This is a genomic window from Rhizobium sp. BK376 (genome assembly GCF_004341625.1).
Taxonomy (GTDB): domain Bacteria; phylum Pseudomonadota; class Alphaproteobacteria; order Rhizobiales; family Rhizobiaceae; genus Rhizobium.
In genome coordinates this window covers 215,880-237,952 of sequence record NZ_SLZG01000004.1, presented here as the reverse complement: position 1 = coordinate 237,952, position 22,073 = coordinate 215,880, and the positions used below count along the sequence as shown (strand labels likewise).

Annotated in this window: 23 protein-coding genes and 1 tRNA gene; 10 read left to right on the top strand and 14 right to left on the bottom strand. The window is 60.0% G+C overall.

The annotated features are described in order from the left end of the window. Positions 1–51 precede the first annotated feature (51 nt). Positions 52–1,293 (top strand): ubiquinone biosynthesis hydroxylase, encoded by a 1,242-nt coding sequence (locus EV561_RS13220; protein WP_281025464.1) that lies wholly within the window; start codon positions 52–54, stop codon positions 1,291–1,293. Between the two features lie 26 nt (positions 1,294–1,319). Here the strand turns inward: EV561_RS13220 and EV561_RS13215 are convergent, their stop codons facing one another. After that, positions 1,320–2,189 carry a LysR family transcriptional regulator gene (locus EV561_RS13215; RefSeq protein WP_132522121.1) on the bottom strand — a complete coding sequence of 290 codons (870 nt, stop codon included), beginning with the start codon at positions 2,187–2,189 and terminating at the stop codon, positions 1,320–1,322. Positions 2,190–2,310: 121 nt separating this feature from the next. On the opposite strand from EV561_RS13215, the gene ampC reads away from it, so the two are divergent. Further along, entirely contained in the window at positions 2,311–3,468 is a 1,158-nt protein-coding gene (ampC, locus tag EV561_RS13210) for a class C beta-lactamase (RefSeq protein WP_132522119.1), read from the top strand. Between the two features lie 19 nt (positions 3,469–3,487). On the opposite strand, the gene EV561_RS13205 is transcribed toward ampC, so the two are convergent. The 4 genes from EV561_RS13205 to EV561_RS13190 form a co-directional block, all read right to left on the bottom strand. After that, positions 3,488–3,676: a Trm112 family protein gene (locus tag EV561_RS13205; RefSeq protein WP_132522117.1), complete on the bottom strand. Its 189-nt coding sequence runs from the start codon at positions 3,674–3,676 to the stop codon at positions 3,488–3,490. A 10-nt stretch (positions 3,677–3,686) separates the two neighbouring features. Continuing rightward, entirely contained in the window at positions 3,687–4,349 is a 663-nt protein-coding gene (locus tag EV561_RS13200; protein WP_132522115.1) for an LON peptidase substrate-binding domain-containing protein, read from the bottom strand. A gap of 113 nt (positions 4,350–4,462) precedes the next feature. Further along, entirely contained in the window at positions 4,463–5,434 is a 972-nt protein-coding gene (gene trxA, locus EV561_RS13195; RefSeq protein ID WP_132522113.1) for a thioredoxin, read from the bottom strand. 55 nt (positions 5,435–5,489) lie between these two features. Further along, a complete protein-coding gene (locus tag EV561_RS13190) occupies positions 5,490–6,014 on the bottom strand; it encodes a prolyl-tRNA synthetase associated domain-containing protein (RefSeq protein ID WP_132522111.1) in 525 nt (174 codons plus the stop codon). A 260-nt stretch (positions 6,015–6,274) separates the two neighbouring features. Here EV561_RS13190 and EV561_RS13180 point away from each other — a divergent pair. Together EV561_RS13180 and EV561_RS13175 are read left to right on the top strand one after the other, a co-directional pair. Then, positions 6,275–6,349, top strand: a tRNA-Gly gene (locus EV561_RS13180). Between the two features lie 232 nt (positions 6,350–6,581). Further along, positions 6,582–7,805 carry an argininosuccinate synthase gene (locus EV561_RS13175; RefSeq protein ID WP_132522109.1) on the top strand — a complete coding sequence of 408 codons (1,224 nt, stop codon included), beginning with the start codon at positions 6,582–6,584 and terminating at the stop codon, positions 7,803–7,805. 178 nt (positions 7,806–7,983) lie between these two features. Here EV561_RS13175 and EV561_RS13170 read toward each other — a convergent pair whose 3' ends face one another. Next, positions 7,984–8,412, bottom strand: a complete 429-nt coding sequence (locus EV561_RS13170) for a MarR family winged helix-turn-helix transcriptional regulator (protein ID WP_281025331.1) — start codon at positions 8,410–8,412, stop codon at positions 7,984–7,986. A 217-nt stretch (positions 8,413–8,629) separates the two neighbouring features. Here EV561_RS13170 and EV561_RS13165 point away from each other — a divergent pair, with 217 nt between their 5' ends. Beyond that, positions 8,630–9,271: a LysE family translocator gene (locus EV561_RS13165; protein ID WP_132522105.1), complete on the top strand. Its 642-nt coding sequence runs from the start codon at positions 8,630–8,632 to the stop codon at positions 9,269–9,271. 7 nt (positions 9,272–9,278) lie between these two features. Here EV561_RS13165 and EV561_RS13160 read toward each other — a convergent pair whose 3' ends face one another. After that, positions 9,279–9,707 carry a hypothetical protein gene (locus EV561_RS13160; RefSeq protein WP_132522103.1) on the bottom strand — a complete coding sequence of 143 codons (429 nt, stop codon included), beginning with the start codon at positions 9,705–9,707 and terminating at the stop codon, positions 9,279–9,281. A 222-nt stretch (positions 9,708–9,929) separates the two neighbouring features. Here EV561_RS13160 and EV561_RS13155 point away from each other — a divergent pair, with 222 nt between their 5' ends. The 3 genes from EV561_RS13155 (at position 9,930) to EV561_RS13145 (ending at position 14,706) form a co-directional block, all read left to right on the top strand. Beyond that, complete coding sequence (locus tag EV561_RS13155) at positions 9,930–12,020, top strand: M3 family metallopeptidase (RefSeq protein ID WP_132522101.1); 2,091 nt, start codon at positions 9,930–9,932, stop codon at positions 12,018–12,020. Between the two features lie 158 nt (positions 12,021–12,178). Beyond that, positions 12,179–13,999, top strand: coding sequence for a translational GTPase TypA (typA, locus tag EV561_RS13150; protein ID WP_132522099.1), 1,821 nt, complete (start codon positions 12,179–12,181; stop codon positions 13,997–13,999). 200 nt (positions 14,000–14,199) lie between these two features. After that, complete coding sequence (locus EV561_RS13145) at positions 14,200–14,706, top strand: GNAT family N-acetyltransferase (protein WP_132522097.1); 507 nt, start codon at positions 14,200–14,202, stop codon at positions 14,704–14,706. A 4-nt stretch (positions 14,707–14,710) separates the two neighbouring features. Here the strand turns inward: EV561_RS13145 and EV561_RS13140 are convergent, their stop codons facing one another. Further along, positions 14,711–15,160 carry an MEKHLA domain-containing protein gene (locus EV561_RS13140; protein ID WP_132522095.1) on the bottom strand — a complete coding sequence of 150 codons (450 nt, stop codon included), beginning with the start codon at positions 15,158–15,160 and terminating at the stop codon, positions 14,711–14,713. Positions 15,161–15,362: 202 nt separating this feature from the next. On the opposite strand from EV561_RS13140, the gene ppa reads away from it, so the two are divergent. Next, positions 15,363–15,899, top strand: a complete 537-nt coding sequence (ppa, locus tag EV561_RS13135; RefSeq protein ID WP_132522093.1) for an inorganic diphosphatase — start codon at positions 15,363–15,365, stop codon at positions 15,897–15,899. Here the strand turns inward: ppa and EV561_RS13130 are convergent, their stop codons facing one another. Both EV561_RS13130 and EV561_RS13125 read right to left on the bottom strand, forming a co-directional pair. Beyond that, complete coding sequence (locus tag EV561_RS13130) at positions 15,900–16,214, bottom strand: DUF167 domain-containing protein (RefSeq protein ID WP_132522091.1); 315 nt, start codon at positions 16,212–16,214, stop codon at positions 15,900–15,902. It abuts the gene before it with no gap. Beyond that, a complete protein-coding gene (locus EV561_RS13125; RefSeq protein ID WP_245512658.1) occupies positions 16,211–16,501 on the bottom strand; it encodes a YggT family protein in 291 nt (96 codons plus the stop codon). Before EV561_RS13125 ends, EV561_RS13130 begins: the two co-directional genes overlap by 4 nt. A 142-nt stretch (positions 16,502–16,643) precedes the next feature. Here EV561_RS13125 and EV561_RS13120 point away from each other — a divergent pair, with 142 nt between their 5' ends. Then, positions 16,644–17,900 (top strand): MFS transporter, encoded by a 1,257-nt coding sequence (locus EV561_RS13120; RefSeq protein ID WP_132522087.1) that lies wholly within the window; start codon positions 16,644–16,646, stop codon positions 17,898–17,900. 18 nt (positions 17,901–17,918) lie between these two features. Here EV561_RS13120 and EV561_RS13115 read toward each other — a convergent pair whose 3' ends face one another. The 4 genes from EV561_RS13115 to EV561_RS13100 are packed head-to-tail and all read right to left on the bottom strand — an operon-like array spanning position 17,919 to position 22,034. Beyond that, complete coding sequence (locus EV561_RS13115) at positions 17,919–18,650, bottom strand: glutamine amidotransferase (protein ID WP_132522085.1); 732 nt, start codon at positions 18,648–18,650, stop codon at positions 17,919–17,921. Continuing rightward, entirely contained in the window at positions 18,640–19,125 is a 486-nt protein-coding gene (locus EV561_RS13110) for a TerB family tellurite resistance protein (protein WP_132522083.1), read from the bottom strand. The genes EV561_RS13115 and EV561_RS13110 overlap by 11 nt, the downstream gene beginning before the upstream one ends. A 12-nt stretch (positions 19,126–19,137) precedes the next feature. Next, the gene (locus EV561_RS13105) at positions 19,138–20,733 is read right to left on the bottom strand and encodes a heme biosynthesis protein HemY (RefSeq protein WP_132522081.1); all 1,596 of its coding nucleotides are present in this window, start codon (positions 20,731–20,733) and stop codon (positions 19,138–19,140) included. A 14-nt stretch (positions 20,734–20,747) separates the two neighbouring features. Beyond that, positions 20,748–22,034 carry a mitofilin family membrane protein gene (locus EV561_RS13100; protein WP_132522079.1) on the bottom strand — a complete coding sequence of 429 codons (1,287 nt, stop codon included), beginning with the start codon at positions 22,032–22,034 and terminating at the stop codon, positions 20,748–20,750. Between the last annotated feature and the right edge of the window lie 39 nt (positions 22,035–22,073).

The following is a 22,073-nucleotide window of genomic DNA, read 5'->3' as shown; positions in this document are numbered from 1 at the left end:
ACCCACTCCGATGGTAGGAAGGAATGAACTGATGCTCTATATAGGCCATTGATCGATCACAAGGAACGGGAGCGCGCGATGTTGGACATGCTGGTGGTTGGCGGAGGCTACGTGGGTCTTGCGGCTGCGGTTGCGGTCAAGCAGGCGGCGCCGCACCTTGATGTCCAGGTCGTGGAAAGCGCGCCGGAAGAGGCCTGGAAAAAGGATGCCCGGGCCTCCGCGATCATCGTCGCCGCCTCGAAGATGCTCGACGTCTTCGGCGTCTGGGACGAGATCAGGCCGGAAGCCGAGCCGATAACGCGGATGATCGTGACCGATTCGCGCGCTTCCGATCCCGTCCGTCCGGTTTTCCTTACCTTTGACGGCGATATCGAGGAAGGGCAGCCCTTCGCCCATATGGTCCCCAATGTCGCCATGGTCGGCGCATTGCGCGGCGCCTGCGAACGCCTGGGCATCACCATCCGTCACGGATTGTCCGCCACGGATTTCAAGACCGGCGACGCTTCCGTCGCGCTGTCGCTCTCGGATGGCAGCGTGCTGGAAACGCGTCTTCTGGTCGCTTGCGACGGCGTTCGCTCGAAGCTTCGCGATATGGCAGGCATCAAGACGGTCAGCTGGGATTACGGACAGTCGGGCATTGTGACCACCGTCGAACATGAGCGGCCCCATAATGGCTGCGCCGAAGAGCACTTCCTGCCCGCCGGCCCCTTCGCCATTCTGCCGCTCAAAAACAACCGCTCCTCGCTGGTCTGGACGGAGCGGACGCCCGATGCCGATAGATTGGTCGCCTCCGACGATCTCATATTCGAGGAGGAACTGGAGCGTCGCTTCGGCCACAAGCTCGGCGCGCTGCGCGCCGTCGGCAACCGCCGCGCCTTCCCGCTTGGGCTTACGCTCGCGCGCTCCTTCGTTGCCCCCCGGTTCGCGCTCGCCGGCGATGCCGCCCATGGCATCCATCCGATTTCCGGTCAGGGCCTGAACCTCGGCTTCAAGGATGTTGCAGCGCTGGCGGAAACCGTCGTCGAGGCTGATCGCCTGGGGCTGGATATCGGTTCGATCAATATTCTCGAGCGCTACCAGACGTGGCGGCGGTTCGACACGTTCCGCATGGGCGTGACCACCGATGTGCTGAACCGGCTTTTTTCCAACGACGTTGGGCCTGTTCGCATCGCCCGCGATTTCGGCCTCGGCATCGTCGACCGCCTGCCCGGCCTCAAGTCCTATTTCATAGGCCAGGCCGCCGGCACCACAGCCAAGGGAAATCCGCGGCTTCTGGCGGGGCAGACGATCTGAGGGTTTTCGGTCGATTCAATCCGCCGTCAGATCTTCGAGAATATCCAATCCGAGAAAGCGGTCATGGCTGCCGTCGGCTGCTTTGATTCGAGTCGCGTCAGCCAGTAGCTTCCGAGCGATATACTGGTGGGAAAGGGTTGTCTGATCCTGCCAGAGGACAGATGTTCCTCGAACATCAACGGCGGCGCGAGAGCAACACCAATGCCCTGCTGGGCGGCTTCCATCATGGCGAGGGACGAGTCGAAAATGACACCCGCGTTCGGCTGGGCCGTTGTGGCAATACCGGCCGCCTTGAACCAGGTCGTCCACTCGTCGGCCCGATAGCTGCGGAGCAACGTCGCGTCTGCGAGATCAGCCGGTGATCTAAGGCGTTCGGCGAGCCTGGGGATGCACAAAGGGGAGAGCGGTGCCTCGAACAGGCGAACCGCTTCGGTGCCGTGCCATAGGCCGCTGCCGAAGCGAATGGCGAAGTCCAGTCCTTCGGCCGCCAGATCCACCCGGTTATTGTTGGTGGAAAGCCGCACGTCGATGAAGGGATGCCGCTCCCGGAAGTCCGCCAGCCTCGGCAGCAGCCACCCGACGGCAAAGGTTCCGACCGCACCGAGGAAGAGCAGTTCCCGCACCTGCCCGGCCTCGACCCGATCCAGCGCGGTTGCCATCTGATCGAAGGAATGGGTAACCGTCGGCAGGAGCGCCTCGCCCTCCGCAGTGATTTTCAGGCCCCGTGGCAGCCGCTGGAAGAGGGCGACGCCAAGCCGCTGCTCGAGGCTCTTGACCTGCTGGCTGACGGCGGCCTGCGTGACGCAGAGCTCGATTGCGGCGCGCGTGAAGCTCAGGTGTCTGGCGGAGGCTTCGAAGGCCCTGAGGTTGTTCAGGGGAAGGAAGGGGCGAACCATGGATGGCCTAGAATTTCTTATGCTTGCTCCGAGATATCATCGTTTGTAACGGCAAAACAGTCCGCCTAAACCCTGTTTCAGCGTCCCAAGGCGCTGAACCTGTTGAATTTGGGTGGAAACAATGAAGTCTCACTGGATAAAAATTCTATCGGCTGCTCTCGTTTCGATGTCGGCATCGACAAACGCATTTTCCGCGGACGAGACCAAGCTGCAGGCGATTTCCGATGCGGCGATCAAGCCGATCATGGAGAAATACGGCATTCCCGGCATTGCTGTCGGCATTTCGGTCGATGGCAAGGACCACGTCTTCAACTATGGCGTCGAGTCCAAGGATACGGGCAAGCCGATCAAATCCTCTACCCTTTTCGAGCTGGGATCCATCAGCAAGACTTTCACCGGCACGCTCGCCTCCTATGCCGAGGTAAACGGGCAGCTTTCGCTAACCGACAAGGTTAGCAAATATCTGCCGTCGATGAAGGGCAAGCCGTTCGGCGAGGTTCAGCTGATGAATTTGGGGACGCACACGGCGGGCGGATTTCCGCTGCAGGTGCCCGACGATGTGAAGACCGACAAGCAGCTCATCAACTATCTCCAGGGATGGAAGCCGTCCTATGAGATGGGAACGCACAGGACCTACGCCAATCCGAGCATCGGCATGCTCGGCTATGTGACAGCGAAGGCCATGCATGAGGATTTTACGGCCCTGATGCAGGGTAAGCTGTTCCCCGGCCTCGGATTGAAGAACACCTATATCACGGTGCCAAAATCGAGGGCGGCGGACTATGCTCAGGGCTATAAGCGAAGCGGCGAGCCGGCACGATTGACGCCAGCCATCCTCTCGTCCGAGGCTTATGGCGTAAAATCAACCGCGAGCGATATGATCCGCTTCGTCGACGCGAATATGGGTCTTGCGAAAGTCGACGGAAAATTGGCGCAGTCTATCTCCAAGACTCATACCGGCTATTTCAACGTCGGCGACATGACCCAGGACTTCATCTGGGAGCAATATGCCTATCCGACCGCACAAGACGTATTGCTGAAAGGGAATTCGAACGCGATGCTGGATACGATCCCGGTCTCGGCGCTGACGCCGCCCATGTCGCCGCACGAGGATGCCTGGATCAACAAGACCGGTTCCACCAACGGATTCGGGGCCAATATCGCCTTCATCCCGAAGAAACATCTGGGCATCGTGATCCTGGCCAACAAGAACTATCCCAATGAGGACCGCGTCTTGGCCGCCTATCAGATCCTAACGGCACTGGATGCCGCCGACTGACCCAAATTCGAGGCGCCGCCTAATCGTCCAGCCGTCGCGCCTCTGACACCAGCATGATCGGGATGCCATCGCGGATGGGATAGGCAAGTCGCGCCTTTTCGGAAACGAGCTCGTTCCTCTCCCGATCATAGCTGAGCCTGCCCTTGGTCAGCGGGCAGACGAGCAGGTCGAGGAGCTTGGTGTCGACTTTGCTGACGGTATCGTCCATCTCGCCTCGATTATTGCATCAGTGAATCGGAATCGCCGAAGGTGCGTGCCAGCACGATTGCGGTGATGGCGACGAAGGTTTCCGCCCGGGTCTTGAGGTCAGGTGCTTCCAGAAGCGCCTGTTTTTCGGCCGGTTCGAAGGGCGCCATCATCGCCAGGGAATTGACCAGTGTCATGTTGCTGGCGCGCTCGACGCTGTCCCAATCCGCCTCCAGCTTGTTGGCCTCGAGATAGGCCTTGAACGCCGTCAGCAGAGCTGGGCGATCGACGGTATCCTCTTCGTCCCGGGACTTTAGATCAGCGACGAATGGTGCAATTCGGAAGCTGCGATAGGGCTGGTGGCCGGTCGTTTCGTTGATCAGGCGGAAGCGGCAGATGCCGGTGAGGGAGACGATATAGCGGCCGTCGCCGGTCTCCGTGAAGGAGGTGATCCGGCCAAGGCAGCCGACCTGCGCAAGATGGGTCGTGTCGGCCGGTTCATTCAATGCCGGCTGTGCCATGCCGATCAATCGGTTGCCTGATATCGCGGCATCGAACATCGTCAAATAGCGCGGTTCGAAAATATTCAGCGGCAATTGCCCGCCCGGCAGCAAAAGCGCCCCCGTAAGCGGGAATACGGCTACGGAATCCGGCAGGTCGCCGGGCTTAAGATATCTGGCATTGCCAACTTGCATGTGAGGATTCCCGCCTTGGCCGCATTTACTGCGGCCATTCCTGTCATACGCGCCATCCCTGACCGAAATGTGGTGGACTCAAGCGAAAACGCAAGGGCACTCGTTACGATAGGTCAGGAAAACAGGATCGAGGACAGCCGCCGGCGTGCCGCGATTGTTGCCGGATCCTTCGGTCCCCAGACCTCGAAGAATTGAAGAAGCTGCCGACGGGCGCCATCGTCGTCGAAGGTACGGTCGCGGCGCATGATCGTCAGCAGATGCTCGGCCGCCTCGTCATGCTTGCCCTGTACGTTCAGGATCTTGGCGAGCTTCATGCGGGCTTCGTGATCGTCGGGGTTCCGCGCCAGCTCGTGCTCCAGAGCGGTGGGATCGCCGAGCTTGCGGGCTTCGTCGATCTGGTCGAGCTTTTTCAGCACGCCCTGGATGCCTGCATCTTTCGACAGCGTTTCCGGCAACTCCGACAGAGCCTGGCGCGCCCGGTCATTCTGACCTGCGGCGATCATGCATTCGGCCATACCGGCGAGTGCCTTTGCATTTTCCGGATCAGCCTGAAGAACCGCGCCGAACAGCTCGGCTGCACCATTGATATCGCCCTCGGCAAGCAGCGTTGCCGCCTCTTCGAGGATACCGGCAATCTGCGCGGCCTCATCGTCCGCACCGCCGCCTGCGCCGCCGAGACGATCGATGAATTGGCGGACCTGGCTTTCAGCAACGGCGCCCATGAAACCGTCGGCCGGGCGTCCATTGACGAAGGCGATGACGGCGGGAATCGACTGGATGCCGAGCTGGCCGGCGATCGAGGGATGGTCGTCGATGTTCATCTTGACCAGCTTGACCTTGCCGCGGCCCTCATTGACGACCTTTTCAAGGACAGGCGTCAACTGCTTGCACGGGCCGCACCAGGGCGCCCAGAAATCGACCAGCACCGGCTGATTGCGCGATTCCTCGATGACGTCCTTGGCGAAGTTCGCCGTGGTCGTATCCTTGATATGCGAACCGCCGTCGGCGGGCGCTGCGCCATAGTGCGCCTGCGCCGACATCTGGCCGCCGAAAGAAGCGTTGTAGGGATTGTCTGAGCCGCTCATTGATGTCTCCCGCCTGCGAGGCTTACCCGACTTATTGTAGCGCTAAAATCGTATGTCAGGACGTAACTTTCAAGACAAGCGGTGTGTGGCCTGTTGCTTCCATAAATCGGATGAGATCGCCATTGGCGATCGATGTCGTGGCGTCGTTCGATAGCGGATGGCAATTGACGATGTCATGGGTCATAAGCTCTGCGTCGAGCACGAAGGTCACGTTCTTTCCAGTGTCATTGATCGCGCCGAAGGCGGTGACGGAGCCCGGAACGACGCCCAGATATTCCATCAGTTTTTCCGGCTTGCCGAAGGAGACCTTGCTGGCGGCGCCGATCAGCGTGTGCACGGTCTTCAGGTCGACCGCGGCGTTTTCCTCGACGGTCAGAAGGAAGAAATTATCCTTCTTGTCCTTCACGAACAGGTTCTTGGTGTGACCGCCCGGGATCTCGTCCCGCAGCGAGACCGATTCGGCCACCGTGAAGACGGGCGGATGGTCTTTCGTCGAATGTTTGATGCCGAGCCCGTCAAGGAAGCGGAAAAGATCCTCTCTGGTCTTGGGGGCGGCGTGCTGAGGAGCGGCATCGGTCATATCTGGTCTCTCGATGAATGCGGAGAAGGCTCTGCCATTCCTCTACGACCGGCGGTTGGCTTTGGCAATCGCAGCGGCGCCACCTGGCTGCCTCATAGCGAAGTCCCGCCTTTCCAGGGCTTTGCGCGATGCCCGAAATTTTTTCTCGCGCTTCCGTCATTTCCCTGTTGCATTTGAAAATCGCTTGGGCCATATAGCGCCCGTCGCCGCAAGACGGTTGACCCGCCGCCCAGCGATCTACCCCGGGCAGCGTGATTTGAGCGGGTGTAGCTCAGGGGTAGAGCACAACCTTGCCAAGGTTGGGGTCGAGGGTTCGAATCCCTTCGCCCGCTCCAATTCTCCTTCTGATATCATTTGATGCGATATTTCTAGCTCTCGGGCTGGCTCGGGCGCTTGTTGTCGCTTCCGGCGAGGTAATGTCGGTGATGAAGCCGATGGTGTCGGAATGAAGCCGAGTGCCGTCCTTCTCATGCGCTTGCCCTTGCACGTCGCATTAATCTCGCTAAAAGTGCCGCGATACCGGATTTGCGGCTGAAGCCGCGCACTGATCTAACGGACCTCATCATCATGGCATCTTACAAAGACGTAAAGAAAGTCGTCCTCGCCTATTCCGGCGGTCTCGACACCTCGATCATCCTCAAGTGGCTGCAGACGGAGCTTGGCGCCGAAGTGGTCACCTTCACCGCCGATCTCGGCCAGGGCGAAGAGCTCGAGCCGGCGCGCAAGAAGGCCGAGATGCTTGGCATCAAGGAGATCTATATCGAGGACGTGCGCGAAGAATTCGTGCGCGATTTCGTCTTCCCGATGTTCCGTGCCAATGCCGTCTACGAAGGCGTCTACCTCCTCGGCACCTCGATCGCCCGCCCGCTGATCTCCAAGCACCTGATCGACATTGCGCGGAAGACCGGCGCAGATGCAATCGCTCACGGCGCGACCGGCAAGGGCAACGATCAGGTTCGCTTCGAGCTTTCGGCCTATGCGCTGAACCCTGACATCAAGATCATCGCTCCCTGGCGCGATTGGGCGTTCAAGAGCCGCACCGACTTGCTGGCTTTTGCCGAGCAGCATCAGATTCCAGTCGCCAAGGACAAGAAGGGCGAGGCGCCGTTCTCCGTCGATGCCAATCTTCTGCATTCCTCTTCCGAGGGCAAGGTTCTGGAAGACCCGGCGCAGGAAGCGCCTGAATATGTGCATATGCGCACCATCTCGCCGGAAGCAGCACCCGATAAGGCGACCGTGATCAAGGTCGGTTTCGAAAAGGGCGATGCCGTCTCGATCAACGGCGTTCGCATGAGCCCGGCGACGCTGCTTGCCACGCTCAACACCTACGGCCGCGACAACGGCATCGGCCGTCTCGATCTGGTCGAGAACCGCTATGTCGGCATGAAGTCGCGCGGTGTCTACGAGACCCCCGGCGGCACCATCCTCCTTGCGGCGCATCGCGCCGTCGAATCGATCACGCTCGACCGGGGTGCGGCGCATCTCAAGGACGAGCTGATGCCGAAATATGCCGAGCTCATCTATTACGGCTTCTGGTTCTCGCCGGAGCGCGAGATGCTGCAGGCGCTGATCGACAAGAGCCAGGAACATGTCGAAGGCGAAGTGACGCTGAAGCTCTACAAGGGCAATGTCATGGTGACGGGCCGCGAAAGCGAAAAGTCGCTCTATTCCGACAAGCTGGTTACCTTCGAGGACGATCAGGGCGCCTACGACCAGAAGGATGCGGCAGGCTTCATCAAGCTCAACGCTCTGCGCCTGCGTACGCTCGGAAAGCGCAACCTGACGAAATGATTTGGCCGAGAGGTCGAAATCACGCCCGTTGCCAGCAATGGCGGCGGGCTTTTATCTTGGCGAGTTTGCCAGGCGCATTGCGCATTTCCGCTCTTCTTCGAATCGCGGAAGCGCTCTATCTCCTTGATTTGACGCAATTCCGGACGCAAAGCCATGTTAGACTTTTGCTGGAATTGCGCTAGTCGTTGTTGGCGGAAGCCAGTTCTGATGCCTTGGACTCTGCCGGGTCTGCCTTTTGCAGGTTCCGGCGAAAGCACTTCAGGGCCTTGCGGACATTGTCCTGGATTTCCGGATCAAGGCCTTGCGTGGCTTCCTGCTGGACGGCTGCGATTTCCGCGCTGATTGCTTTCAGCATCTCATCGGCAGCGTCCGAAAGAACGATGCGTTTGGCGCGCCGGTCCACCGGATCAGGCTGCCGCTCTATCAGCCCGCGAGCCTGCAGCTTGTCGAGGAAGACGCTGACCGTCATCGGCTCAAGACCCATGCGGTTGGCAATGTCCAATTGACGGCTCTTGTGGACGGCTGCAACCTGAATGAGAGTGCGGGCCTCTCCCGTGGTCAATTCTAGCCCGGCAGATAAAATTCGACGTTCAAAGGCAGCGCGCATGAGCCTGGCGCAGTCAGAAACTAAAAAGTTGAGTGAATCCGTATCAATCTGAAAACTCATAGGCGTTTAACGATCCGGGCTGGAGGGTTCGACGTCAATTTTTTCATATTGATTTTACGGCCGGAACACAATTGAAACTTTAAGTTTCTGCTCTGCCGAGGCTTGACCGGCCGTCAGGTGCCCATAATCTGTCTGAAGCTCTTTCGGGGAAAGCATCATGACCCATTCGGTTGTTCTCGGCGCGTTTCTGGCGGCACTTTTCTACGTGCTCATTCCAGGCCCCGCCTTTCTTGCGCTTCTCGGCATCGGAGCCGGGCAGGGGCGCAAAGCCGGCGCTTTCTTCATCAGCGGACATCTTGTCGGAGATCTTGTCTGGTCTTCGCTGGCGCTGGTCGCGATCGTTGGCGCGCGAACCATCGGGACGTTCGTTTTCGATCTTCTTGGGCTGCTTTGCGGCCTCTATCTGGCATGGATCGGCTGGAGCGCATGGACCGCGAAGCCAAAGGCGGATGGCAAGGCCTTGATGGTGGTCGAGCGGCCGTTTCGCCGCGGCCTCGTTTTCGGTGTCACTAATCCCAAAGGATATCCGGTGGCGCTTGCGACCTTCACGGCGTTGGTGGCGGGTTCCGCGGGCTCATTGCAGTTCAGCGCGCTGCCGCTGCTGCTCAGCGTTTCCTTCGTCGGTTTCGTGACGGCCGATATCATCCTCATCGGCATCATTGGGGCAGGGACCGTCCGGCGCTTCTACCGCGCCCACGAGCGGATGATCGTTCGCTGCTCGGGTGTGCTGTTCATGGGATTTGCCGCTCAAGCGCTCTGGCATGCAACACCCGGCCTGCTTGGATGGCGGAAAGCCTGATGAGATCTCAGGCTTTCAGATAGTCCACGACCGATTTCATCGTTTCGGCCGTCTGTGGATCTCCGATCGATGCCGCAACATCAAGCTGATGCTGATAGTAGTCGACGAAATTGAAACTGGTGTTCTCACCGACGTCGCTGAGGTCCAGGACGTTACCCATCGCATCTATGGCATGGGTCGGCAGCGGCGATGCCAGCTCCGAATAGGTATCGCCATCGATTACGCCGGCCTGATAGCTCTGCAGCGCGTGGCTACGCAGTTCGCTCGGTGTAATGGACGTGAAATCCGGTCCGGAACCCACGTCAGCGACCTTGAAGACAGGCAAGCTACCCGTGGGGCTATCAATTGAAAAATCAGTGGCCTTCGTAGTCTTTGCGTGTTCTGAACTATTCTTATAATGCAAATTCTGAGAAGACCGCACAGAATAAATTTCCATACGCATGTCTCCCGTGAAGAGATGGGGAGAATTAGCCTTTACTGGCGCTTTAGGTCAATCATAAATAAATCGTTAATTCTTGCCCGCAAGAAATTACCCACAATTTCTGTGACACTCGTATGTCGCTCGCGTTTTTCCTTTGATCCCCCATTTTCGTACCATTCGCCGCAATGAGGCCTTATATAGTCTTCTCAATATGTTGCTGCCGAAAGGATATTGCGAATGTCTTCCCAATCCTCCGTCAATCCTGCCTTGACCGAATGGACCGGACACCAGGGCTTGCCGCGGTTCGATGCCGTTGCGGATTCCGATTTCGGCCCTGCCTTCGATGCGGCGCTCGGGCTGCACGACGCCGAGATAGATGCGATTGCCAAAAATCCTGACGGACCGACATTTGCCAACACGATCGTTGCGCTGGAGCTTGCCGGCGATGAACTGTCGCGCGTTTCAGCCCTCTTCTGGAACCGGGCAGGCGCGCATACCAATGAGGTGATCCAGGCATTGGAGCGCGAGATCGCGCCGAAGATGTCGCGGCATTATTCCAAGATCGGGATGAACGCGGCTCTGTTTGCCCGCATCGATGCCCTGTGGGAGGCAAGGGAGAAACTCGGTCTGACGGTCGAGGAGACCCGCGTGCTCGAGCGGCATTGGAAGGGTTTTGTGAAATCCGGTGCCAAGCTTGATAAGCCGGAGCAGGAGCAGCTGGCCGGCATCAACGAGAAGCTCGCCGGTCTCGGCGCCCATTTCGGCCAGAACGTTCTTGCCGATGAAAAAAGCTGGGCGCTGATTCTGGCGGCGGACGACGAGCTTACGGGCCTTCCCGCCTTTCTGCGGGACGCAATGGCGGCGGCTGCGCGCGAACGGGGCGAAGACGGCAGGTATGCGGTTACGCTGTCGCGCTCGATCATCGAACCCTTCCTCACCTTCTCCGAACGGCGCGACCTCAGGGAACAGGCTTTCAAGGCCTGGGTGGCGCGCGGTGAAAATGGCGGCGAGACCGATAATCGCGCGCTTATCCGTGAAACCTTGGGGCTCAGGGCCGAGAAGGCCTCGCTGCTCGGCTACCGCAATTACGCCGAGCTGAAACTCGACAACACCATGGCCAAGACTCCCGAGGCCGTGAATGGGCTGCTGAAATCCGTCTGGGTGAAGGCTGCTGCCCGCGCGAAGGAAGAGGAAGACGATATCGCAGCCCTGATCGCCGAGGAGGGCCGAAACCACGAGGTCATGCCCTGGGACTGGCGTCATTACGCCGAAAAGATCCGCGCACGGCGGTTTGATTTTTCCGAAGCGGAACTGAAGCCCTATCTGCAGATCGAAAAGATCATCGCGGCCTGCTTCGATGTTGCCGGGCGTCTGTTCGGCATTCATGCGGTCGAGAAGAAGGGTATTCCGGCCTATCATCCCGATGTCCGCGTCTTCGAGATTCGCGACCGGTCCGACAAGCTCGTTGCGCTCTTCCTCGGCGATTATTTTGCTCGCGGTTCGAAGCGATCGGGTGCGTGGATGAGTTCCTTCCAGTCGCAGCACAAACTGGCCCTGAAGAACGGACAGGTTGGCGAATTGCCGATCATCTACAATGTCTGCAATTTCGCGAAGCCTGCGGAGGGCAAGCCGGCGCTGCTCTCGCTCGACGATGCCCGCACGCTGTTCCATGAATTCGGCCATGCGCTGCACGGCATGCTGTCCAACGTCACCTATCCCTCGGTCTCGGGTACCGGCGTCTCGCGCGATTTCGTCGAGCTGCCGTCGCAGCTCTACGAGCACTGGCTGACCGTTCCTGAAATCCTCAAGGAATACGCCGTGCATTATGAAACCGGCGAGCCGATGCCGCAGGCGCTGCTCGACAAGGTGCTGGCTGCCCGGACATTCAATTCCGGCTTCAATACCGTCGAGTTCACCTCCTCGGCGCTTGTCGACATGGCCTTCCATACCCGTGGCGCAGTCGATGATCCGATGGCCGTTCAGGCCGAGGTCCTGGCTGAAATCGATATGCCGAAATCCATCGTCATGCGGCATGCAACCCCACACTTCCAGCATGTGTTTGCGGGCGACGGCTATTCGGCGGGCTATTATTCCTACATGTGGTCCGAAGTGCTGGATGCCGATGCGTTCGACGCTTTCGAGGAGACGGGTGACGCCTTTAATTCCAATATGGCGGCCAAGCTGAAGGCGAATATCTATTCCGTCGGCGGCTCGATCGATCCCGAGGAAACCTACAAGGCGTTCCGCGGGAAGCTGCCGAGCCCCCGCGCGATGCTTGTCAAAAAGGGATTGTTGACCTTCGAGGAATTGACAGGCAGCGACGCATAAGACAGTTTGATGACGAGCCACGACGCGGCTTGGCAGCAGCCAAGCCGCGCCTTTTCCGCTTCCCCCCTTTCGCAAAAGCGAAAAACACTGTAAGAGCCCGCCAAATGCAATTGGCGCGCCCTCTCAGTATCGCGCCCCAGCCTCAGAGATTTGACACAATGGCACTCCGCAACATCGCGATCATCGCGCACGTTGACCATGGCAAGACCACCCTGGTGGACGAGCTCCTGAAGCAGTCCGGTTCGTTCCGCGAAAATCAGCGCGTTGCTGAACGCGTCATGGACAGCAACGATCTCGAAAAGGAACGCGGCATCACCATTCTCGCCAAGGCGACCTCGGTCGAGTGGAAGGGTGTTCGCGTCAACATCGTCGATACCCCCGGCCACGCCGACTTCGGCGGTGAAGTCGAACGCATTCTCTCGATGGTGGATGGCGCGATTGTTCTCGTCGACAGCTCTGAAGGACCGATGCCGCAGACCAAGTTCGTCGTCGGCAAGGCTCTCAAGGTCGGCCTTCGCCCGATCGTTGCGATCAACAAGATCGACCGTCCGGACGGCCGCCACGAAGAAGTCATCAACGAAGTCTTCGACCTCTTCGCGAACCTTGACGCAACCGACGAGCAGCTCGACTTCCCGATCCTCTACGGTTCGGGCCGCGAAGGCTGGATGAACGTCAATCCGGAAGGCCCGAAGGATCAGGGCCTCGCTCCGCTGCTCGATCTCGTGCTGAAGCACGTTCCCGAGCCGACCGTCCATGAAGGTCCGTTCACGATGATCGGCACCATCCTGGAAGCCAACCCCTTCCTTGGCCGTATCATCACCGGCCGCATCAATTCCGGTTCCATCAAGCCGAACCAGGCCGTGAAGGTTCTTCACGCCGACGGCAAGACGATCGAAACCGGCCGTATCTCCAAGATCCTCGCTTTCCGTGGCATCGAGCGTCAGCCGATCGAGGAAGCGCATGCGGGCGACATCGTCGCAATCGCCGGCCTCTCCAAGGGCACCGTCGCCGATACCTTCTGCGATCCCGCGATCACTGAGCCACTGCAGGCGCAGCCGATCGATCCGCCGACCGTCACGATGTCCTTCATCGTCAACGACAGCCCCTATGCGGGCACCGAAGGCGACAAGGTCACCTCGCGCGTCATCCGCGATCGCCTGTTCAAGGAAGCCGAAGGCAACGTCGCGCTGAAGATCGAAGAATCCTCCGAGAAGGACTCCTTCTTCGTATCCGGTCGTGGCGAATTGCAGCTCGCCGTTCTGATCGAAACGATGCGCCGCGAAGGTTTCGAACTGGCCGTCTCGCGTCCGCGCGTCGTCATGCACAAGGACGAAGCGACCGGCGAGATGATGGAGCCGATCGAAGAAGTTGTCATCGACGTCGATGAGGAGCATTCGGGTATCGTCGTTCAGAAGATGTCGGAACGTAAGGCCGAAATGGTCGAGCTGCGTCCCTCGGGCGGCGCTCGCGTTCGCCTGAAGTTCTTCGCTCCGACCCGCGGCCTGATCGGCTACCAGTCGGAACTGCTGACGGATACGCGCGGCACGGCCGTGATGAACCGTCTGTTCCACGACTACCAGCCGTACAAGGGGGAAATCGGTGGTCGAGTCAACGGCGTGCTGCTGTCGAACGACAATGGTGAAGCCGTTGCTTACGCTCTGTTCAACCTTGAAGACCGCGGCCCGATGATCATCGACGCCGGCGAAAAGGTCTATGCCGGTATGATCATCGGCATCCACTCCCGCGACAACGACCTCGAAGTCAACGTGCTCAAGGGCAAGAAGCTCACCAACATCCGCGCCGCCGGCAAGGATGAAGCCGTGAAGCTGACGCCGCCGATCCGCATGACGCTCGACCGCGCTCTGTCCTGGATCCAGGACGACGAGTTGGTCGAAGTCACGCCGAAGTCGATCCGTCTTCGCAAGATGTATCTCGATCCGAACGAGCGCAAGCGCTTCGAAAAGGCCAAGTACGCCTGATCCGATCATAGATCGAAAATGCAAAACCCCGGCCCCCGTGCCGGGGTTTTATTTTGTGCGTTCGATTTTTGAGCCCTTGTGACAAAGGTTAAAAAAGCGTTAACGTGGCGAAATCGTCCACATATAAAGCCTGTGGGCAAAGCGGTCGCCGCGATTTTTGCGGATGGTTAATTTGCCCTTGCAAAGCCAGAGTACGCGTTATGAAGACGTTGTCGATCGATGTTCGGCGGGCTGAACCGCAAGATGCTCCGGCCATTTCGGAGGTCCACCGCGTTGCCTGGCGGCATGCCTATACGGGCATTATTCCGCACCGCGCGCTGACGAAGATGATCGAGCGGCGCGACGAGGCCTGGTGGCGTCGGGCGACCCGCGGTCCGGCAACGCTGCTGGTTCTCGATGTTGCGGGAACTGTGGCGGGCTACGCGACGCTCGGGCTCAACCGTGCACGCGCCCTTCCACAGGAAGGCGAAATCTACGAGCTCTACCTGCGCCCGGAATATCAGGGCGTCGGCCTTGGCCGGATGCTGTTCGGCGAGGCTCGCCGCCTGCTGAAATCGCTCGGCTGCAAGGGAATGGTCGTCTGGTGCCTTGAAGAGAACGAGAATGCCGACCGCTTCTATCGCGGTCACGGCGGCATCGATTTCTGCGAAGGGATCGAAACCTTCGACGACAAGCAGATCAAGAAAATCGGCTTCGTCTGGGGCTGAGGCTTCAGCCGAGCGGAAGCAGGGCTGCCTGACCGTGGCGATTGCCTTTTTCGTCGAGCAACTGCCAAACCGTGACGCCTTCGATCCAGAAACGCTCGCCTGACTTCGTCACCCGCATTCCACGATAGCCCTCGACAAAGCCGTGACGGGTAACGCGCTCGAGAAAATCCGCGCGTTCCTGTCGGTCAGGCGCTTCCGCCGATAGCCGTGAAGGAAGCGCGGTCAGCTCTTCCCAGCTATATCCGAAACGTTTCTGCGCTGCCCGGTTGCCGTAGACGAAGATCGGATCGGCCTGCGTATCATGCGCGAGGATGCCGAAGGGTGCCGCCTCATAAAGCCAGCGCGGCCCTTCGCCGGATGTAAGATCGGTGCCGACCAGGGGGCGGCCGAGCAGCTTCTGGTAGCTGCGGCTCAGGAGGTCGAAGAAACTCTGGCTTTCATAAAGGGGCGTCATATCGGTGCTTTCGCGAAAGATAGGGACAGGATGCGGTGTTCCGTTCGGCTGGAAATCCCAATTTCGCCCAGAATATAACCATAGTGAGGCGTCGTAAATTTGGCCGTTAATCAAAAATCCCGAATCGCTTCAAAGGCTTGTTGCGTTGCGGGATGATTATGATTATCTGGCTGCCGGAAAACCATCCTTTTTGGGGGCACTCATGCGTATCGACGCAGTTTCAATTGGCAAAAATCCGCCGGAAGACGTCAACGTCATCGTCGAAGTTCCGGTCGGTGGCCATCCGATCAAGTACGAAATGGACAAGGAAGCCGGCACGCTCGTCGTCGACCGTTTCCTCTACACGCCGATGACCTATCCGGGCAATTACGGTTTCGTGCCGCATACGCTTTCGGAAGACGGCGACCCGATCGACGTTCTGATCGCAAGCACCCGCCCGCTGGTGCCTGGCTGCGTCATCAACGTTCGCCCGATCGGCGTGCTGATGATGGAAGACAATTCCGGCAAGGACGAGAAGATCATCGCCGTTCCGTCGCCGAAGCTGACGATGCGCTATGACAAGGTGAAGGAATATACCGATCTTCCTGAGATCACCGTCAAGCAGATCGAGCATTTCTTCGAACACTACAAGGATCTGGAGCCCGGCAAGTGGGTGAAGATCTTCGGTTGGAAGGGTTCCAAGGAAGCCGGCGAACTCATCATCGAAGCGATTGCCCGTGCCAAGGCCGAGAAGGCCTGATCAGGCTTTCAGAAGCGCTTCCAGCTTGTTTGACAAATCCTCCGGGTCGCCATCGATCCGGAGGATTTTTTTACGTGCGGTATCGCCGGATAGCAGGCTTACCGAGGATTTCGGGATGCCGAGAGCCTTGGCGATCAGAACGATCAGCGCCTTGTTCGCCTTGCCTTTTTCAGGAACGGCGCTGACGCGAGCCTTCAGATAAGCCTCGCTGTCCGCGCCGGTCTCCAGCCCATCGATGGCGTCACGTCCGCCATTCGGCGTCAGGCGCACCGAGAGACGGATATGGTCCGGAAATATCTGCCAGGCTTGGTTCAAGCGACCAGCGGATAAAGCGTGTTCCACATCAGCGAGCGCAGGAAGAAGATGATGAGCAACAGGATGATCGGCGAGATATCGATGCCGCCGAGATCCGGCAGGACGCGACGGATCGGGCGCAACACCGGTTCTGTCACGTTATAGAGGAAGCGACCGACCGAATTGACAAACTGGTTGCTCGAATTGATGACGTTGAAAGCATAAAGCCATGAAAAGATGGCGCTGGCGATCAGCACCCAGGTATAAAGATTCAAAGCCAGATCAATGGTTTGAAATAAGGCGAGCATGTTTGTCTCCATTTCGCGATTGACAGACATGTAGACATTGGCGACTTAACGGGCAAGTACTATGCCCAAGCGTACGATGAATCATGTTTAACAGGCGTTCTGCGGTTGCCGCCGACACCTGATTTTCACCGGAAAGTCTATTATGTCCTTGTCCGCTACGGGAGACCGTTTCGCCGCGTTCCGGCACGTGGCCTATACCCGTTTCTTCTTCGCACGATTTCTGGTCGCCTTTGCAACGCAGATCATCAGCGTCTCCGTCGGCTGGCAGATGTATGACCATACCGGCAGCGCCATTTATCTCGGCCTGATCGGCCTCGTGCAGTTCCTGCCCTCCCTGCTGCTCATTCTTGTGACCGGTAGCGTTGCCGACCGCTACAACAGGCGCGTCGTCTCGGCGATCTGTATTTTTGTGGGCACGCTTTGTGCAGCCGCCCTGCTGTTCCTGACGGTGACGGGACTGTTCTCGCCATTGCCGGTTTTCCTCATCCTTGCCGTCTTCGGCATCGAGCGTGCCTTCATGACGCCGGCAACCCAGTCGCTGGCGCCGAACCTGATTCCGCCTGAGGACCTGTCGAACGCGATCGCCTGGAATTCGATGTCCTGGGACGCGGCGGCGATCCTCGGGCCTGTCGCCGGCGGTCTCCTCTATGGTGTCGGTGCGGGCACGGCCTATTCGGTTGCCGTGGTTTTTTCCGCAGCGGGGGCGCTGCTTGTCTACCTGATCCCCAAGCCGCCGCAACGCGCGTCCGCGGAGGCGAAGAGCTGGAATACGCTTCTCGCCGGTTTTCATTTCATCTGGTCGGAGAAAGTGGTGCTCGGCGCGGTATCGCTCGATCTGTTCGCCGTCCTCCTTGGAGGTGCGGTGGCGCTGATGCCGATCTATGCCCGCGACATCCTGATGCTCGGCCCCTGGGGACTGGGCATGCTGCGCGGTGCGCCGGGCGTTGGAGCCATCCTGATGGCCCTGTTCCTGACGACCTATCCAATCAAGCATCGTGCAGGTCTCTGCATGTTCATCGGGGTCGCCATGTTCGGTGTCGGCACGCTGATCTTCGGCGTGTCGCATACCGCCTGGCTATCGATCCTGGCATTGGTTCTGATGGGCGCTTCGGACCTGATCTCGGTCTATGTTCGCGAAACGCTGATCGTGCTCTGGACGCCGGATCACCTGCGCGGCCGCGTCAACGCCGTCAACATGGTCTTCGTGGGCGCCTCGAACGAGCTTGGAGAATTCCGCGCCGGTACGATGGCGTCGATCTTCGGCGCGGTGCCGGCTGTCGTGATCGGCGGTATCGGAACGCTCGCCGTCGCGATCATCTGGGCGACCGGCTTCTCGAAATTGCGCAAGATCGACACTTTGGACGCGCCAGCCACGGAAGGCGAAGCGCAGCCGGCCTGACGGCCGGCGGCGACGTCTTCAGGCAGCAAGCGCCCGTTTGCCTTCGAAGACGATATCGAGGAATTGCGACAGCCAGGCCTTGAGCGCGGCGTCGAAGAGCATCCGCCCTTCGAGGTGCTCGCGTCCCTTCTGGGCGTTCGGCATGATGAAGCGGTGTTCGCCGTGGACCACCCAGCGCTGCATCATCGCGCGGGTCAGCTCGGCGTGGAACTGCAGCCCCCAGGCGTTCTCGCCATAGCGGAAAGCCTGGTTGGGGTAGGTGTCGCCCTTGGCGAGCAGATCGGCGCCGTGCGGCAGATCGAAGCCCTCGCGATGGAAATGATAGACCATCTGCGGCCAGTGCATCAGCAGCCTACCCTTTTCGGTCGGTTGGAGGGGATACCAGCCGATCTCCGTCTGCCCGTCCTTGCGCGCCTGGACCTTGCCGCCGAGCTGGCGGACCAGCATCTGCGCTCCGAGGCAGATGCCGAGATAGGGGCGATTCTCCTTGAGCGGCACGTTCAGCCAGTCGATCTCGGTCTTGACGAAATCATCCGGATCGTTGGCGCTCATCGGCCCGCCGAAGACAACGGCCCCGGCATGTCCGGCAAGCGTTTCCGGGAGCTTTTCGCCAAGGGCCGGACGACGAATGTCGAGCGCATGGCCTTTCTTGATCAGCATCTGGCCAACGCGGCCGGCGCTGGAGCGTTCCTGATGCAGGACGACGAGAACGGGACGTTTCCCGCCGCGGCTCTCACCCTCAATCGGCATCCTTGCTCTCCAGCTTGGGTCCCGGAACGCGGGCCGCGGCTTCCTGCCGCTTCATGATCCGCTCGCGACCGGAAACGCCGAGGAGATCGGCGATGCGCCAGATGGCATGGTCTTCCATCTCACTGCGTTCGCCATCGGCATAGACGATATCCCAGAGGATGCCGATCAGTTCGACGCGTTGGTCGTTGTTGAGATGCCGCTTCAGGTCGGATGTGAAGCGGAAATAATCGACCGCCTCGTTTTCGGCCTCTTCGCCGGCGGCGATCAGCGCTTCGAGTTGTTTGCCGTCGAGACCATACTGGTCATGCAGGAGCTTGCGCAGCTTCTTCTGCTCGGTCGCCTCAACCTTTCCGTCTGCTTCCATGACCTGGATGCAGAGAGCAGCAACAGCGATGCGAGGATCGTCGGGTGCGAACTCGGATTTGGGATGCTCGGCAGTCAGATTTTGGAAGAATTCCTGAAAGCGTTCAAACATTCGGGTCCGTTCTTAGAATAGTCGAAGCCGCGTCTTGGGTTCGGGCTCGATCTTGGTGTCACGTACGCCCGGATCGTCAGGCAGGCCGCCGAAGAAGGGCTTGGGTTCCGGTTTCTTCGAGGCGTCCGAGGCTGGTGCGGCCGAGCTTGGCGCTGCAGCGCCTGCCTGCTTTGCCACGACGGGCTTGATTTCTATAACAGATGTATCGGCAGCCGGCGAAGCAACTGTCGGTGAAGCTGGTCTCGCCTCGCGCACCGGCGGCAGGGTCCTCAGCGCCGTGTCGACCGTGGCGGTCGAGCCTTCCTCGACAGGGCCTTCCAACTGGCCGAACGGCGATTTCCATTCGAACGCATCGAGCTTGCCGGTAACAGGAGATATAGGCAGCCACTTGTCCGAAACAAAGCCATCGGCAACCCAGGCCGGATCGCGCGGAGCACGAAGCGCCTGCGCCATCCAGTGTCGAATGCGCCCCTGGTCGCCGGTCTCAGCCTCCTCGATGTCGGCCATCAGCAGGAATGCGCCTTCGCGGGGATCCGCGCGGGCGGCCGCCTCCGTCTTGGTCCGTGCCTTGCCGTAATCGCCGGCGTCCAGTGAAGCTTGGGCGCTGATCAGCAACGCTTCGACATTGTTGGGGCGCATGGCCTCCAGCCGCTCGGCGCGCTTCAGGCGATCGAGGACCGTGTCGCCGCTGCGGGCGCGAACATAGGCCTTGCCGACTTCCGGGTGGGGAGCGGCTTTCCAGGTCTGCTCCAGAGTGGAGGCAGCCTTACGAACCTTGTCTTCGCGGAAAAGGGCCTTGGCAGCGATCAGCGCGGCCGGCACGAAATCATCGGAAAGCTTCAGCGCGTTCAGGGCGTCGTCACGCGCGCCCGTCGGATCGCTTTCCAGCTTGTCGCCGGCGCGGGCAGTGAGCAGCACGGCGCGCAGGCGATTGGCCTCGTCCTTTTCGATGACCCGTGCGGCCTTCTGCTGGTCGAGAAGCCGGATCGCGTCGTCCCACCTACCTTCGCGGCTGCGGTTTTCCAGCGTCGCCTGCGCCGCCCAGGGAAGATAGGGCGCCTTGTCGGCGGCCTTTTCGGCATATTGCTGTGCCGCTTCGGTTGCGCCAAGACGCTTGGCTTCGAGATAGAGGCCGCGCAGGCCGAGTTCGCGGGTCTCCGGATCGTTCGCCATCTCTTCGAATTTGGCGCGGGCCTCGTCATGCTTGCCTTCGATCAGGGCTGCCTGTGCTTCCAGCAGATTGATCAGCGGCTCCTGGTCGCCGCGGATAAGACCGCGCGTGCGCGCCGCCATCTTGCGGGCGAGCAAGGCGTTGCCGGCGCCGGCCGCGATCAGGCCGGTCGAAAGGGCCTGGTAGCCGCGGTCGCGCTTGCGGGCGCGGAAATACCGGGTGACGGAATGGGGCGAGGTCCAGATCAGGCGGATCAGCCCCCAGGCGAGCATGACGGCGACCACGATCGCGATCAGGATACTCGCGGCAACGATCAGCTTGGTCTGGTAGAGTTCACCCTCCCACACCAGCGACAGGTCACCGGGGCGATCGGCCAGCCAGGAAAATCCATAGCCGAGAGCCAGGACGATAAGGGCGAAAATGACAAGCCTGACCATGTTCGCTCCCGTCCTCAGCTCTGTTTTCCGGCGCCGGCGATTGCCTTGGACAGCGCTTCGCCAACGAGATCCTCGACCCGGATGCGCGCGTCCAGCGACTGCTTGAATGCGGCAGAAGCGGATTTTGCGGCATCCGGCAGCGTGTTCCATTCATTGACCGCGCCGGGCAAGTCGCCGTTCTTTACCTTGCTTTCAAAGCGTGCGGCGATCGCATCGACGCCATCACCCTGTACGTCACCGACAGGGCGCACTGTCACCAGCGACTTCGCACTGGACATCAGCCGGTTGCTCCAGCTCTCGTCCGGGTCAGCCTGTTGCGAGGTCGCGACGATCGCGGTCGCAACGTCAGACACCTGGCGAATGAGATCTGCGCGCGATGGAATGCCGGTTTCGGCGAAATTGCGGAGATCGGCGATAGCGGGATCATCGGGAGCGACGCTCGCGAATGTATCGAGCTCCGGACGGAATGGACCACCGCGGTCGATCGCTGCCTTCAGCCCGGCGGCGGCAATCGCGCGTGCAACAGCCGCACCTTCGGCTGGCTCGTTCAACTTCTTCTCGGCGTCATCCAGTCGCTTGTTGATGTCGGCTCCGGTCGAGGCCTGGTCCTGCGTCGCCTGTGCCATGCTTGACTTCAGCTGATCAAGCTGGGAGCCGAGATCGGCAATCTTCTGGTTGGCGGCATTAAGTGCTGACGCATCCGTCGTGCCGCTTCCGTCGGCCGCCGCTGCAGCGGGGGCATTCTTGACGGCGGTCTCCAATGCGGCGATGCGATCCGTCAAGCCCGTGTCCAGCTTCGCCGCGGGCGCGGCAGCAAGATTGGCGACGGTTTGCTTCAGCCCGTCAATCTCGGCATTGAGCGCGTTTATCTTAGCAGAGTCATTTTTTGCCGCAGAGCCACCGCCGGGCAGCAGGCCGGCGTATTGGATGGCGCCCACTCCGATCAATGCGATCAGTCCGCCGACAATGCCGGCTGCAACGAGGCTAGCGATTGCCGCTTCCCTCTGCTTTGGCGCCGCGGCATTTTCGGTGGGTTCGGAATAGGCCGCAGCCCGTTCAGCTGCGGTGGGGCTTGTGAATGCGCCTTCGTCGGCGCGGGCGCGCTCCTGATCGGGCGACGCTTCGGTTTCGGATTTGAGTAGGGCTTCCGCCTCCTCGACCGATAAACCTCCCGGCGTGCTGCTGTCGCGCTCGGTCATCTTCTCGGAATCCGCTGCATGAGCTGCGGCCTCGGCCTCCAAGTCAATCGTGACCGGCTCGTCGTTGGCTTTCGAATGGCGCGGCGGGTTTCCCGAAACCATGGACATCCTCATTTTATGCACTGCAACGAAGTTAGACAG

What these genes read in the sequence shown, in the direction of transcription:
- EV561_RS13100 (WP_132522079.1), bottom strand. Translation starts at nt 22,034, where the DNA reads ATGGTTTCGGGAAACCCGCCGCGCCATTCGAAAGCCAACGACGAGCCG.
- EV561_RS13205 (WP_132522117.1), bottom strand. Translation starts at nt 3,676, where the DNA reads ATGGACGATACCGTCAGCAAAGTCGACACCAAGCTCCTCGACCTGCTC.
- EV561_RS13215 (WP_132522121.1), bottom strand. Translation starts at nt 2,189, where the DNA reads ATGGTTCGCCCCTTCCTTCCCCTGAACAACCTCAGGGCCTTCGAAGCC.
- EV561_RS13140 (WP_132522095.1), bottom strand. Translation starts at nt 15,160, where the DNA reads ATGACGCCCCTTTATGAAAGCCAGAGTTTCTTCGACCTCCTGAGCCGC.
- EV561_RS13165 (WP_132522105.1), top strand. Translation starts at nt 8,630, where the DNA reads ATGACCCATTCGGTTGTTCTCGGCGCGTTTCTGGCGGCACTTTTCTAC.
- ampC (WP_132522119.1), top strand. Translation starts at nt 2,311, where the DNA reads ATGAAGTCTCACTGGATAAAAATTCTATCGGCTGCTCTCGTTTCGATG.
- trxA (WP_132522113.1), bottom strand. Translation starts at nt 5,434, where the DNA reads ATGAGCGGCTCAGACAATCCCTACAACGCTTCTTTCGGCGGCCAGATG.
- EV561_RS13125 (WP_245512658.1), bottom strand. Translation starts at nt 16,501, where the DNA reads ATGCTCGCCTTATTTCAAACCATTGATCTGGCTTTGAATCTTTATACC.
- EV561_RS13120 (WP_132522087.1), top strand. Translation starts at nt 16,644, where the DNA reads ATGTCCTTGTCCGCTACGGGAGACCGTTTCGCCGCGTTCCGGCACGTG.
- EV561_RS13175 (WP_132522109.1), top strand. Translation starts at nt 6,582, where the DNA reads ATGGCATCTTACAAAGACGTAAAGAAAGTCGTCCTCGCCTATTCCGGC.
- EV561_RS13110 (WP_132522083.1), bottom strand. Translation starts at nt 19,125, where the DNA reads ATGTTTGAACGCTTTCAGGAATTCTTCCAAAATCTGACTGCCGAGCAT.
- EV561_RS13155 (WP_132522101.1), top strand. Translation starts at nt 9,930, where the DNA reads ATGTCTTCCCAATCCTCCGTCAATCCTGCCTTGACCGAATGGACCGGA.
- EV561_RS13115 (WP_132522085.1), bottom strand. Translation starts at nt 18,650, where the DNA reads ATGCCGATTGAGGGTGAGAGCCGCGGCGGGAAACGTCCCGTTCTCGTC.
- EV561_RS13145 (WP_132522097.1), top strand. Translation starts at nt 14,200, where the DNA reads ATGAAGACGTTGTCGATCGATGTTCGGCGGGCTGAACCGCAAGATGCT.
- ppa (WP_132522093.1), top strand. Translation starts at nt 15,363, where the DNA reads ATGCGTATCGACGCAGTTTCAATTGGCAAAAATCCGCCGGAAGACGTC.
- typA (WP_132522099.1), top strand. Translation starts at nt 12,179, where the DNA reads ATGGCACTCCGCAACATCGCGATCATCGCGCACGTTGACCATGGCAAG.
- EV561_RS13170 (WP_281025331.1), bottom strand. Translation starts at nt 8,412, where the DNA reads ATGCGCGCTGCCTTTGAACGTCGAATTTTATCTGCCGGGCTAGAATTG.
- EV561_RS13160 (WP_132522103.1), bottom strand. Translation starts at nt 9,707, where the DNA reads ATGGAAATTTATTCTGTGCGGTCTTCTCAGAATTTGCATTATAAGAAT.
- EV561_RS13105 (WP_132522081.1), bottom strand. Translation starts at nt 20,733, where the DNA reads ATGGTCAGGCTTGTCATTTTCGCCCTTATCGTCCTGGCTCTCGGCTAT.
- EV561_RS13200 (WP_132522115.1), bottom strand. Translation starts at nt 4,349, where the DNA reads ATGCAAGTTGGCAATGCCAGATATCTTAAGCCCGGCGACCTGCCGGAT.
- EV561_RS13190 (WP_132522111.1), bottom strand. Translation starts at nt 6,014, where the DNA reads ATGACCGATGCCGCTCCTCAGCACGCCGCCCCCAAGACCAGAGAGGAT.